Source organism: Romboutsia sp. 13368 (assembly GCF_018336475.1).
Taxonomy (GTDB): Bacteria; Bacillota; Clostridia; order Peptostreptococcales; family Peptostreptococcaceae; genus Romboutsia.
On sequence record NZ_CP048741.1, the window covers coordinates 2,564,413 to 2,577,892 of the forward strand.

Sequence of the window (13,480 nt, forward strand, 5' to 3'; positions counted from 1 at the left end):
TTATTTTATATTTTAAAATCTAATTCTCAAAATCAAAAAATATATTAAATTATGGTATAATATTAACCAAACTATTTTTTATATTAAATAATATAGAGATATACTACTTATGAGAAGGAGTCAGTTGATGAATAATATAATAGAAGTCAATAATGTATCATTTGAGTATATTACAGATGAAAGTACACTTAAAGCTATAGATAATCTAGACTTACAAGTTAAAGAGGGAGAATTTGTAGCTATAATAGGGCATAATGGTTCAGGGAAATCTACATTGTCTAAGAACTTAAATGCAATATTATTTCCTACTGAAGGTAATATACTTATAAATGAAATGGATACTAGAGATGAAGACAGGTTATGGGATATAAGACAGACAGCAGGAATGGTATTCCAAAACCCAGATAACCAAATAGTTGCAACTGTAGTAGAAGAAGATGTAGCATTTGGTCCAGAAAACTTAGGTATAGAGCCTAATGAAATAAAAAAAAGAGTTGAGGAATCTCTAAAAAGTGTAGGTATGTATGAGTTAAGAGATAGACAACCTCACTTATTATCAGGAGGACAAAAGCAAAGGGTAGCTATCGCAGGTATAATAGCTATGAAGCCTAAATGTATTATATTTGATGAAGCAACAGCTATGCTAGATCCATCTGGTAGAAAAGAAGTAATGAAGACTATAAAAAGGCTAAATAAAGAAGAAAATATAACTACATTACACATAACTCACTTTATGGAAGAGGCAGTAGAAGCAGATAGAGTTGTAGTTATGGAAAAAGGCAGAAAATTATTAGAAGGTACACCTAAAGATGTTTTTAGTAAAGTTGAGACATTAAAAAATATAGGATTAGATGTGCCTGGTATGACAGAGTTATCTAATTTACTGCAAGAAGAAGGATTAGATATAAGAAATGATATATTAACAGTAGATGAGATGGTGATGGAATTATGTCGATTAAAGTAAAGAATTTAACTCATATTTATAATGAAGGAATGCCTTTTAGTAGTAAAGCCTTAGATGATATTAGTTTTGAAATAAAAGATAAAGATTTTGTTGGACTTATAGGTCATACAGGTTCAGGTAAGTCAACATTAATACAACATTTAAATGGAATATTAAAACCTTCATCAGGTGATATATTTATAAATGATTTTAAAATAACAGACCCTGATTTAAATTTAACTGAAATAAGAAAAAGAGTTGGAGTAGTATTTCAATATCCAGAATATCAATTATTTGAAGAAACGATAGAAAAAGATATAGCTTTTGGACCTTCTAATTTAGGTTTAAATGAAGAAGAGATTAATAATAGAGTAAAACTATCTATGGAAGCTGTTGGACTTGATTATGAGTTATTTAAAGACAAATCTCCATTTGAATTATCTGGAGGTCAAAAGAGAAGAGTAGCAATAGCTGGAGTTATAGCTATGAATCCTGAAGTTTTAATTTTAGATGAACCTACAGCAGGATTAGACCCAGGTGGTAGAGACGAAATATTTGAACTTATAACTAAATTACATAAGAATAATGACATGACTATAATATTATCGTCTCATAGTATGGATGATATGGCTAAGCTAGCTAAAACGATAATAGTAATGAATCATGGAAAAATAGAATTTATGGGATCTCCTAGAGAAGTATTTAACTCTAAAGCAGAAAGATTAAAAGAAATAGGGTTAGATATACCTCAAGTTTTAGAGCTTGCTATAAAGTTAAGAGAAAAAGGATTTAACATAAGAGAAGATATATTAACGATAGAAGAGGCTAAAGAAGAAATACTTAAAGTGTTAAAAGGAGGGCAAGAATGTTAAAAGATATAACAATAGGTCAACATTACCCTTCTAATTCATTAATTCATAAATTGGATGCAAGGGTTAAGCTAATAGCAACCTTAATATTTATGATATCATTATTTATAATTGATAAGTTTTGGCCATATGCTATAGTATTTTTAGCATTAGTGGCTACTATAAAATTATCTAATATACCATTTAAGTATATTATGAATGGAATTAAACCTCTTAAATGGATTATAATATTCACATTTGTAATAAATATATTTTTCCTTCCAGGAGATCCTATAGTATCTTTTGGTTTTATAAAAATAACTGACCAGGGAGTTAGACAAGCTATATTTATGGCATTAAGATTAATACTTTTAGTATTAGGGACATCTATGTTAACATTAACAACTTCTCCTATGGATCTTACAGATGGTATTGAAAGATTATTAAATCCATTTAATAAAATAGGATTACCAGTACATGAATTATCTATGATGATGACTATAGCTTTAAGATTCATACCTACATTATTAGATGAAACAGATAAAATAATGAAAGCTCAAATGTCTAGAGGTGCAGATTTTGAAAGTAAAAATATTATAAGTAGAGCTAAAAATCTAGTTCCTTTACTAGTGCCTCTATTTGTAAGTGCATTTAGAAGAGCTGAAGAACTTTCTATGGCTATGGAAGCTAGATGTTATAGAGGGGGATATAATAGAACTAAAATGAGACAGTCAATTATAACTAAGAATGATTATACAGCAGTTTGTATACTGGTAGTATATTTGGTTATAATTATAGTTACGAGATTTATCTAAAGAGGTATAATATGAGAAACTTAAAAATTACAATACAATATAATGGTTCTAACTATTGTGGATGGCAGAAGCAACCAGACTCATTAGGTATACAAGGAACAATAGAAAAGGCTATCTATGATATAACAAAAGAAGAAGTTAAGCTTACAGGATCAGGTAGAACTGATGCAGGAGTTCATGCATTAGGACAAGTTGCTAATTTTAAGTTAGAAAATGCTATACCTGCAGATAAAATACCAAATGCATTAAACGCTAAGTTACCTAAAGATATTTCTATAATTGATTGTGTAGAAGTTAATGATGAATTTCATTCTAGATATAATGCAAATGGAAAGACATATAGGTATTTAATATACAATGGTATGTATAGAAGTCCTATATACAAAGATATATCATACCATGTTAAATATGAACTTGATTTTGATAAAATGGTTAATGAATCAAAAAGTTTAATTGGAATTCATGATTTTAAAGGATTTATGAGCTCTGGTTCAGCTGTTAAAGATACTGTGAGAGAAATATATGATATAAGATTGAATAAACAAGAAAATCTTATTATATTAGAAGTAGAAGGAAACGGGTTCTTATATAATATGGTAAGGATAATAGTGGGAACATTAGTAGATATAGGTAGAGGAAGAATTAGTAAGAGCTTGAAAGAAATAGTAGAATCCAAACAAAGAGGTGAGTGTGGACATACTGCACCAGCACACGGATTATTTCTTAAAAAAGTTGATTATTAGCTTGACACACCAGGGGGCATGTATTAAAATAAATTAGAGTGTTAATAAGTCCACTTGCCCCGGACTTGACATAAACGGTAAAATTTTTATATGAAAAAAAGTTAAGGAGGGACAACTATGAAAAGTTATATAGCTAAGCCAGCTGATGTACAAAGAAAATGGTACATCGTTGATGCTGAAGGAAAAACATTAGGTCGTTTAGCAACTGAAATAGCGACAGTATTAAGAGGAAAGCACAAAGTTACTTTCACACCACACGTTGACGGAGGGGACTTCGTTGTTGTTGTAAACGCTGAGAAAGTAGTTTTAACAGGAAAGAAATTAGATCAAAAAATGTACAGATACCACACTGGATATGTAGGTGGATTAAAAGAAATAACTTACAGAGAAATGATGGCTAAGAAGCCTGAAGAAGTAATATCTCATGCAGTAAGCGGTATGTTATGTAAAAATAAATTAAGAAGTAGAATGATGACTAGATTAAGAGTATTCGCTGGACCAAACCACGATCATGCAGCTCAAAATCCAGAAGTTCTAAACTTCAAATAATAATTACGGGTGAAAGGAGGAGTTATCATGGCTAACGTTCAATACTACGGAACTGGAAGAAGAAAACACTCTGTTGCTAGAGTTAGATTAGTTGCAGGTGAAGGAAATATAATAGTAAATGGAAGAGCAGTTGAAGAATATTTCAACTACGAAACATTAATAAGAGATGTTAAACAACCATTAGTTTTAACTAACAATGAAAACAAATACGATGTAATAGTAAAAGTTGAAGGTGGAGGATTCACTGGACAAGCTGGTGCTATAAGACATGGTATATCTAGAGCTTTATTAAAAGCTGATGAAGAGTTAAGAGGAGCTTTAAAGAAAGAAGGATTCTTAACTAGAGATGCTAGAATGAAGGAAAGAAAGAAATACGGATTAAAGGCAGCAAGAAGAGCTCCACAATTCTCAAAGAGATAATTTTATACTGTATTTTTTCAAAAGACTTTGGAATATTCCAAAGTCTTTTTTTATATAAATGTATAGGGTGATAATTTGAAAAAGTACATAAAGCATATGGTTTTTGTAATAGTAAGCTTAGTTTTAATGGTAGCTTCTATATATGAAATAAAGGAGAACTCTGAGGATGTAATGAAGTACATGCCTGTAACTAATAAGGTTATAGTACTTGATGCAGGGCATGGGGGAATGGACTCTGGTACACTAAGTAGTGATAAAACAGTAGTTGAAAAAGAAATTAATTTGTTGATTACTCATAAAATAAGAGAGTTATTAGAGTCAAGTGGAGCTCATGTAATACTTACTAGAGAAGATGACAGTAGCTTATATATAGAAGATGGGAAGAAAACAATAAGACAAAAATATAATGAAAACTTAAAAAATAGAAAGCAAATAATAGAAGAGTCTAATGCAGACATGTTTGTATCTATACATATGAATGCTTTAACTGGGGCAGGGGCATCAAAATACTATGGTGCACAAACCTTTTATCCATCAGGAAAAGAAGATTCAATAAAATTATCTAAAACTATACAACAAGAGCTTAAAAGAGTTGTAGATAATACAAATAATAGAGAAATTAAACCTAGGGATGATTTATATTTATTAAAGGATAATAAAATTCCATCAGTATTAATAGAATGTGGGTTTTTATCTAATGAAAAAGAAGCTAAATTATTAACTGATGAAGAATATCAAGAAAAAATTGCATGGGCTATATATGTTGGAATTCAAAATTATTTCACTACTAAGTAGTATAAAAAATTATAATTGTGATAAGAATAAGCTATGTCTAAAGTTAGTAGATATGGCTTATTTTATTAAATAATATAAAAAATATAAAAAAGTTTNNNAGTGTTGACKATRTWAAAATAAGATGATATAGTTATACTTGTCCTTAAGAAAAGGGCAAAACAAAAATGAACTTTGAAAATTAAACAGTAGGTTAATTTATAGAATTACAACTAACAAACCAAGCCAGATATTCAGATAATGATTAGTCTGAGCAGGTAACAACTTTTATTTGAGAGTTTGATCCTGGCTCAGGATGAACGCTGGCGGCGTGCCTAACACATGCAAGTCGAGCGAACCCTTCGGGGTGAGCGGCGGACGGGTGAGTAACGCGTGGGTAACCTGCCCTATACACACGGATAACATACCGAAAGGTATGCTAATACGAGATAATATGCTTTTATCGCATGGTAGAAGTATCAAAGCTTTTGCGGTACAGGATGGACCCGCGTCTGATTAGCTAGTTGGTGAGGTAACGGCTCACCAAGGCGACGATCAGTAGCCGACCTGAGAGGGTGATCGGCCACATTGGAACTGAGACACGGTCCAAACTCCTACGGGAGGCAGCAGTGGGGAATATTGCACAATGGGCGAAAGCCTGATGCAGCAACGCCGCGTGAGCGATGAAGGCCTTCGGGTCGTAAAGCTCTGTCCTCAAGGAAGATAATGACGGTACTTGAGGAGGAAGCCCCGGCTAACTACGTGCCAGCAGCCGCGGTAATACGTAGGGGGCTAGCGTTATCCGGAATTACTGGGCGTAAAGGGTGCGTAGGTGGTTTCTTAAGTCAGAGGTGAAAGGCTACGGCTCAACCGTAGTAAGCCTTTGAAACTGGGAAACTTGAGTGCAGGAGAGGAGAGTGGAATTCCTAGTGTAGCGGTGAAATGCGTAGATATTAGGAGGAACACCAGTTGCGAAGGCGGCTCTCTGGACTGTAACTGACACTGAGGCACGAAAGCGTGGGGAGCAAACAGGATTAGATACCCTGGTAGTCCACGCCGTAAACGATGAGTACTAGCTGTCGGAGGTTACCCCCTTCGGTGGCGCAGCTAACGCATTAAGTACTCCGCCTGGGAAGTACGCTCGCAAGAGTGAAACTCAAAGGAATTGACGGGGACCCGCACAAGTAGCGGAGCATGTGGTTTAATTCGAAGCAACGCGAAGAACCTTACCTAAGCTTGACATCCTTTTGACCTCTCCCTAATCGGAGATTTCCCTTCGGGGACAGAAGTGACAGGTGGTGCATGGTTGTCGTCAGCTCGTGTCGTGAGATGTTGGGTTAAGTCCCGCAACGAGCGCAACCCTTGCCTTTAGTTGCCAGCATTAAGTTGGGCACTCTAGAGGGACTGCCAGGGATAACCTGGAGGAAGGTGGGGATGACGTCAAATCATCATGCCCCTTATGCTTAGGGCTACACACGTGCTACAATGGGTGGTACAGAGGGCAGCCAAGTCGTGAGGCGGAGCTAATCCCTTAAAGCCATTCTCAGTTCGGATTGTAGGCTGAAACTCGCCTACATGAAGCTGGAGTTACTAGTAATCGCAGATCAGAATGCTGCGGTGAATGCGTTCCCGGGTCTTGTACACACCGCCCGTCACACCACGGAAGTTGGGGGCGCCCGAAGCCGGATTGCTAATCTTTTGGAAGCGTCCGTCGAAGGTGAAATCAATAACTGGGGTGAAGTCGTAACAAGGTAGCCGTATCGGAAGGTGCGGCTGGATCACCTCCTTTCTAAGGAGAATTACCTACTGTTTAATTTTGAGGGTTCTTAATAAAAATTAAAAACTCTATTGACAAACTTCGACATATATTATAAAATATAATTCGTTGTTAAAATAAAATATAGAATGTAGCTCAGCTGGGAGAGCACTTGCCTTGCACGCAAGGGGTCAGGAGTTCGATCCTCCTCATCTCCACCATTAGTACTTTGAAAACTGCATAACATTTAGTGATATGACATCATTTTAAATATATATGACAAGAAAAGTCTTAAAAATTACAACTTTAAGCACTGGAATAAACTGAGTGAATACGAAGTTTGTTCAGTAGCGATAACTTTTTAATAACTGGTCAAGTTATTAAGGGTGCAGGGCGGATGCCTTGGCACTAGGAGCCGATGAAGGACGTGATAAGCTGCGATAAGCTTCGGGGAGTTGCACGTAAACTTTGATCCGAAGATTTCCGAATGAGGAAACTCACTTAGAGTAATGTCTAAGTATCGTTAAGTGAATACATAGCTTAGCGAGGGGAACCCGGGGAACTGAAACATCTAAGTACCCGGAGGAAGAGAAAGAAATTCGATTTCGTAAGTAGCGGCGAGCGAACGCGGAACAGGCCAAACCAATGAAGTTTACTTCGTTGGGGTTGCGGACATACGACATGGAAAGATATCGTAGATGAAGAGAGTTGGAAAGCTCCGCTATAAAGTGTAATAGCCACGTAGTCAAAACGAGAAAAATACTAGTATGATCCAGAGTACCACGGGACACGTGAAACCCTGTGGGAAGCAGGAGGGACCATCCTCCAAGCCTAAATACTACCTAGTGACCGATAGCGTATAGTACCGTGAGGGAAAGGTGAAAAGAACCCCGGGAGGGGAGTGAAAGAGAACCTGAAACCCTGCACTTACAAGCTGTGGGAGCACATTACTTGTGTGACCGCGTACTTTTTGTAGAACGGGCCAACGAGTTACGATATGCAGCAAGGTTAAGCACTTAAGGTGTGGAGCCGTAGCGAAAGCGAGTCTTAAATGGGCGACATTAGTTACTTGGCGTAGACCCGAAACCGGGCGACCTATCCATGAGCAGGTTGAAGCGAAAGTAAAATTTCGTGGAGGACCGAACCCACGAGCGTTGAAAAGCTCGGGGATGACTTGTGGATAGCGGTGAAATTCCAATCGAGCCCGGAGATAGCTGGTTCTCCCCGAAATAGCTTTAGGGCTAGCCTCAAGGTTGAGAGAAGCGGAGGTAGAGCACTGAATGTCCTAGGGGGTATTGCACTTACCGAAGACTATCAAACTCCGAATGCCGTATTCTTATACTTGGGAGTCAGACTGTGGGTGATAAGATTCATAGTCAAAAGGGCAACAGCCCAGATCGTCAGCTAAGGTCCCTAAATGTACGTTAAGTGGTAAAGGATGTGGGATTGCACAGACAACCAGGATGTTGGCTTAGAAGCAGCCACTCATTTAAAGAGTGCGTAATAGCTCACTGGTCGAGTGATCCTGCGCCGAAAATTTCCGGGGCTAAAACGTACTACCGAAGCTACGGCATCATTTATGATGGGTAGGGGAGCTTCGTATGCAGGTTGAAGCATGACCGTAAGGACATGTGGACAGTATACGAGTGAGAATGTTGGCATGAGTAGCGAGATGTGGGTGAGAATCCCACAGGCCGTAAACCCAAGGTTTCCAGGGGAAGGTTCGTCCGCCCTGGGTTAGTCAGGACCTAAGCCGAGGCCGAAAGGCGTAGGTGATGGACAACAGGTTGATATTCCTGTACCGCCAATAAGCGTTTGAGAGATGGAGTGACACAGTAGGATAAGCTAACCACACTGTTGGTTATTGTGTGGCTAAGTATTGAGGCAGTCTAGATAGGCAAATCCGTCTAGATAATGCTAGGATACGATGGGTAAGCCCTTCGGGGCGAAGTAGCTGATTTCACACTGTCAAGAAAAGCTTCTATCGAGTTTAAAGGCGCCCGTACCGTAAACCGACACAGGTGGGTGAGGAGAGTATCCTAAGGCCAGCGAGAGAACTATTGTTAAGGAACTCGGCAAAATGACCCCGTAACTTAGGGAGAAGGGGTGCCTGTCTATGACAGGCCGCAGAGAATAGGCCCAAGCGACTGTTTACCAAAAACACAGGTTTCTGCTAAGTCGCAAGACGATGTATAGGAGCTGACGCCTGCCCGGTGCTGGAAGGTTAAGGGGATCTGTTAGAGCAATCGAAGCAGTGAACTTAAGCCCCAGTAAACGGCGGCCGTAACTATAACGGTCCTAAGGTAGCGAAATTCCTTGTCGGGTAAGTTCCGACCCGCACGAAAGGCGTAACGATTTGGGCACTGTCTCAACAATAGACTCGGTGAAATTGTAATCCCGGTGAAGATGCCGGGTACCTGCGACAGGACGGAAAGACCCCATGGAGCTTTACTGTAGCTTGACGTTGGGTCTTGGTACTACATGTACAGGATAGGTGGGAGACTATGAAGCATGGACGCCAGTCTGTGTGGAGTCATCCTTGGGATACCACCCTTGTAGTACTGGGATCCTAACCATAGGCCTTGAATCAGGTCTTGGAACACCGTCAGGTGGGCAGTTTGACTGGGGCGGTCGCCTCCTAAAAAGTAACGGAGGCGCTCAAAGGTTTCCTCAGCACGGTCGGAAATCGTGCGAAGAGTGTAAAGGCAAAAGGAAGCTTGATTGCAAGACATACAGGTCGAGCAAGGACGAAAGTCGGACTTAGTGATCCGGTGGTACCGCATGGAAGGGCCATCGCTCAACGGATAAAAGCTACCCTGGGGATAACAGGCTTATCTCCCCCAAGAGTCCACATCGACGGGGAGGTTTGGCACCTCGATGTCGGCTCATCACATCCTGGGGCTGTAGTAGGTCCCAAGGGTTGGGCTGTTCGCCCATTAAAGTGGTACGCGAGCTGGGTTCAGAACGTCGTGAGACAGTTCGGTCCCTATCCGTCGCAGGCGTAGGAAATTTGAGAAGACCTGTCCTTAGTACGAGAGGACCGGGATGGACGTACCTCTGGTGTACCAGTTGTTCTGCCAAGGGCATGGCTGGGTAGCTATGTACGGAATGGATAAGCGCTGAAAGCATCTAAGCGCGAAGCCAACTTCAAGATAAGATTTCCCACCGTAAGGGTAAGACCCCAGAAAGACTACCTGGTTGATAGGTCGAAGGTGTAAGTGCAGTAATGTATTTAGCTTATCGATACTAATAGGTCGAGGACTTGACCAAAAATAAACCTAAAGGTTTATATCGCCAACCAAATCATTATTAGATAATAATAAGGATGATTTCGGTTGCTAAAATAAAATGATTAATATATAAATGATATGCAGTTTTCAGAGTATTAACTCTAAAAATAAAGATTATGTGGTTATTATAGCAAAGAGGATACACCTGTTCCCATACCGAACACAGAAGTTAAGCTCTTTAGCGCTAATGGTACTTGGTGGGCGACCGCCTGGGAGAGTAAGACGTAGCCACGTAATCTTTTTTTATTTCTTAAGACATAAATAAAAGATATTATAAATCCTAAAAACACAATTTTATTTAATTAGATTTTGCCGTTAATATTATTATATTAACGGCTTTTATATTTATTAAAACAAATCTTAATGTTTAATTTATGGATTAATATATAGATACAATAAAATAAAACAACTAAATTTATTAAAGAACAATAAATATAAATTTATAATCCCATATGACATGGTTAATATATAAATATGCTACAATATATGTGATAGGGGGTTGTTTTAAATTGATTAATTTTGTTAAGAAGAGAGATGGACGAGTAATACCTYAGCTTTTTTAAATTCCACTGATAACGGTCATTATTGTAATAATCCATGTAATCATCTACCAATATTTTAAATTCTTCTATTGTTCTACAGTTTTTGTAATCAATTTCATTTTTCATATGTGMRAAGAATAAGAGATTCTAAAACTAGATTAATGAAATCTATAGGGGAGATAACATTCTCTGATGCAAATGATGCAGATATAAAAAGAGAAAATGCTAATATAAACGGAAATACAGCTATGGGGACAATGTTACAGTATGGTAGTACAGTTTCCAAAGAGTTTTGTAAAACACATATATTAAAGCCAGAACATGCAATTGCACATGATAATGGAGATATACATATACATGATATGGATTTTTTGAATATGGGTACCCTTACTTGTTGTCAAATAGATATAAATAAGTTATTTAAAGGAGGATTCTCAACAGGTCACGGTCATTTAAGAGAACCTAATGATATTATAAGTTATGCTGCATTGGCTGCAATAGCGATACAAAGTAATCAAAATGACCAACATGGTGGACAGAGTATTCCATTTTTTGATTATGGCTTAGCTGATGGTGTATATAAGACGTTTAAAAAAGGATATATAAGTAATATAAGCAAGAGTTTAAAGCTACTTAAAGGAATAGATGTAAATGATGAAATAAAAAAAATAGTTTATGATTTAGAAGATGATTTAAAAATAAAATTAAGTTTAAACTTAAATGATACATATATAAACAAAGAAAAGACTATTTTAAAAGATAAATTCAATTTAAATGATAGTGAAATAGATACAATACAAAAATTTTCATTTGAAGAGGCATACAAAGAAACAGATCAAAAGACATATCAAGCAATGGAAGCACTTATACATAATTTAAATACTATGCACTCTAGAGCAGGTGCACAAGTACCATTTTCGAGTATAAACTTTGGTACAGATACTAGTGAAGAAGGAAGAATGGTAAGTAGAAATTTACTTCTATCACTAGAAAAAGGATTAGGTAATGGAGAAACACCTATATTCCCTATATTAATATTTAAAGTAAAAGAAGGAATAAATTTAAATCCAGAAGATAAGAACTACGATTTATTTAAATTATCTTGCAGAGTTTCAGCTAAAAGGCTATTCCCAAACTTTAGTTTTTTAGATGCTCCTTTTAATGCAAAATATTATAAAGAAGGCCACCCTGAGACAGAAGCAACTTATATGGGATGTAGAACAAGGGTAATAGGAAATGTATGTGGAGATGAAATTGTTAGTGGAAGAGGAAACTTATCTTTTACTACTATAAACTTACCTAGATTAGGGATAAAGTATGGCTTTATAAAAAATATGGAAGTAGATTTAGTGGGATTTTTTAAAGAATTAGATAAAAAGATAGATTTAGTAATAGAGCAGTTATTAGAGCGTATGGAACTGCAAGGAAATAAAAAAGTAAAGAATTTCCCATTCTTAATGGGTCAAGGTATATGGAAAGGTTCTGATAATTTAAATCCAGAGGATAAGTTAGAATATATAATTAAAGAAGGTACTTTAACGGTAGGCTTTATAGGCTTAGCAGAGTGTCTTGTAGGATTATTAGGAAAGCATCATGGAGAAAGTGAAGAAGCACAGAACCTTGGTTTAAAAATAATATCTCATATGAGACAGAGAATGGAAGAAGCAAGTAAGAAATATGAATTGAATTTTTCTTTAATAGCTACACCAGCTGAAGGACTTGCTGGTCGATTTACATCTATAGATAAAAGAATATATGGAGAGATTAAAGGTATTACAGATAAGGAGTATTATACAAACTCATTCCATATACCCGTATATCATAATATAAGTGCATTTGATAAAATTAGACTAGAAGCTCCATATCATGAATTAACAAATGCTGGTCATATAACTTATATAGAGTTAGATGGTAACCCATCAGATAATTTAGAAGCTTTTGAAACAGTTATAAGGGCTATGAAAGAGCAAGGAATNAGGATATCATCAGATGTAACCTTTGATAGTATAGTAGATGGACCTGGATTAAGAATGGTTATATGGACTCAGGGATGTAAGCATAATTGTATTGGTTGTCATAATCCTCAAACACATAGTCTATGTGGGGGGTATGAAGTAGATACAAAGGATATAATAAATACTATTAAAATTTTAAAGCTACAAAAAGGAATTACATTATCAGGAGGAGAACCATTTTTACAACCAGAAGCTTTAGGAGAGATAGCTAAAGAAGCAAAAAGATATAAACTTGATGTATGGGCATATACTGGGTTTACATTTGAAGAACTTTTAGATAAGAATAATCCACATTATTTAAAAAATATAAAGCTATTAAATCAAATAGATGTATTAGTTGATGGAAAGTTTATAGAGAATAAAAAAGATATTGGTTTAAGATTTAGAGGATCATCAAATCAAAGGATAATAGATGTACAAAAGAGCTTAAAGTATAATAAGTTATTTTTGAATGAAGAATACATGTAAGACGTTTATATTAATTAAGAAAATCAAGGATTGCTATATTAGATTAGAATTAAGTAAGTAATTATTAATATTTATATAATTCTAATTTGATATAGCTTTTTTATTATAAGTATTTTAAATATATTAAAATATTTGATAATTAGTATATTAAACAATTATTAAAAGAGTGTAAGTAACAATATTTTGAGATATATTTTTCACTAAGAAGCTTAAGTAATATAGTATACTAAGTTTTAATAATTTATAAAAAAGTATATAAAGAACTATATATTACTCTTAGGGTAGGGTAAGGATTATATTGTTAGTATATAGTATGTATA

At 36.1% G+C, this 13,480-nt stretch carries 8 protein-coding genes, 3 rRNA genes and 1 pseudogene; 11 read left to right on the top strand and 1 reads right to left on the bottom strand.

Features of this window, described 5'->3' with window-relative positions; all coding sequences use genetic code 11:
* Positions 1-127 precede the first annotated feature (127 nt).
* The 10 genes from G3997_RS11280 to rrf all read left to right on the top strand — a co-directional run bounded on the left by G3997_RS11280 (position 128) and on the right by rrf (position 10,369).
* Positions 128-964 carry an energy-coupling factor transporter ATPase gene (locus G3997_RS11280; protein WP_296645996.1) on the top strand — a complete coding sequence of 279 codons (837 nt, stop codon included), beginning with the start codon at positions 128-130 and terminating at the stop codon, positions 962-964.
* Positions 949-1,815 carry an energy-coupling factor transporter ATPase gene (locus tag G3997_RS11285; protein ID WP_296645999.1) on the top strand — a complete coding sequence of 289 codons (867 nt, stop codon included), beginning with the start codon at positions 949-951 and terminating at the stop codon, positions 1,813-1,815. The genes G3997_RS11280 and G3997_RS11285 overlap by 16 nt, the downstream gene beginning before the upstream one ends.
* A complete protein-coding gene (locus G3997_RS11290) occupies positions 1,809-2,606 on the top strand; it encodes an energy-coupling factor transporter transmembrane component T family protein (RefSeq protein WP_296646003.1) in 798 nt (265 codons plus the stop codon). The genes G3997_RS11285 and G3997_RS11290 overlap by 7 nt, the downstream gene beginning before the upstream one ends.
* A gap of 11 nt (positions 2,607-2,617) precedes the next feature.
* Positions 2,618-3,349 (top strand): tRNA pseudouridine(38-40) synthase TruA, encoded by a 732-nt coding sequence (gene truA / locus G3997_RS11295; protein WP_296646006.1) that lies wholly within the window; start codon positions 2,618-2,620, stop codon positions 3,347-3,349.
* 117 nt (positions 3,350-3,466) lie between these two features.
* Positions 3,467-3,898: a 50S ribosomal protein L13 gene (rplM, locus tag G3997_RS11300; protein ID WP_277232543.1), complete on the top strand. Its 432-nt coding sequence runs from the start codon at positions 3,467-3,469 to the stop codon at positions 3,896-3,898.
* Positions 3,899-3,925: 27 nt separating this feature from the next.
* Positions 3,926-4,318 carry a 30S ribosomal protein S9 gene (rpsI, locus tag G3997_RS11305; protein WP_071119011.1) on the top strand — a complete coding sequence of 131 codons (393 nt, stop codon included), beginning with the start codon at positions 3,926-3,928 and terminating at the stop codon, positions 4,316-4,318.
* 75 nt (positions 4,319-4,393) lie between these two features.
* Positions 4,394-5,113 carry an N-acetylmuramoyl-L-alanine amidase CwlD gene (gene cwlD, locus G3997_RS11310; protein ID WP_296646020.1) on the top strand — a complete coding sequence of 240 codons (720 nt, stop codon included), beginning with the start codon at positions 4,394-4,396 and terminating at the stop codon, positions 5,111-5,113.
* A gap of 264 nt (positions 5,114-5,377) precedes the next feature.
* Positions 5,378-6,878: ribosomal RNA gene (locus tag G3997_RS11315) — 16S ribosomal RNA — on the top strand.
* Between the two features lie 337 nt (positions 6,879-7,215).
* Positions 7,216-10,115 (top strand): 23S ribosomal RNA (locus G3997_RS11320).
* Positions 10,116-10,252: 137 nt separating this feature from the next.
* Positions 10,253-10,369: ribosomal RNA gene (rrf, locus tag G3997_RS11325) — 5S ribosomal RNA — on the top strand.
* The 16S, 23S and 5S rRNA genes sit together here, the layout of an rRNA operon.
* Before the next feature lie 227 nt (positions 10,370-10,596).
* Here rrf and G3997_RS12035 read toward each other — a convergent pair.
* Positions 10,597-10,803 carry an IS3 family transposase gene (locus G3997_RS12035; RefSeq protein WP_442971196.1) on the bottom strand — a complete coding sequence of 69 codons (207 nt, stop codon included), beginning with the start codon at positions 10,801-10,803 and terminating at the stop codon, positions 10,597-10,599.
* A gap of 8 nt (positions 10,804-10,811) precedes the next feature.
* Here G3997_RS12035 and G3997_RS11330 point away from each other — a divergent pair.
* Positions 10,812-13,160: pseudogene (locus G3997_RS11330) on the top strand (anaerobic ribonucleoside triphosphate reductase); the annotation flags it as partial.
* Positions 13,161-13,480: the final 320 nt, after the last annotated feature.

Bases quoted from the DNA above. Each gene is read 5' to 3' on its own strand.
- G3997_RS11280 (WP_296645996.1), top strand. From the start codon at position 128: ATGAATAATATAATAGAAGTCAATAATGTATCATTTGAGTATATTACA.
- G3997_RS11285 (WP_296645999.1), top strand. From the start codon at position 949: ATGTCGATTAAAGTAAAGAATTTAACTCATATTTATAATGAAGGAATG.
- G3997_RS11290 (WP_296646003.1), top strand. From the start codon at position 1,809: ATGTTAAAAGATATAACAATAGGTCAACATTACCCTTCTAATTCATTA.
- truA (WP_296646006.1), top strand. From the start codon at position 2,618: ATGAGAAACTTAAAAATTACAATACAATATAATGGTTCTAACTATTGT.
- rplM (WP_277232543.1), top strand. From the start codon at position 3,467: ATGAAAAGTTATATAGCTAAGCCAGCTGATGTACAAAGAAAATGGTAC.
- rpsI (WP_071119011.1), top strand. From the start codon at position 3,926: ATGGCTAACGTTCAATACTACGGAACTGGAAGAAGAAAACACTCTGTT.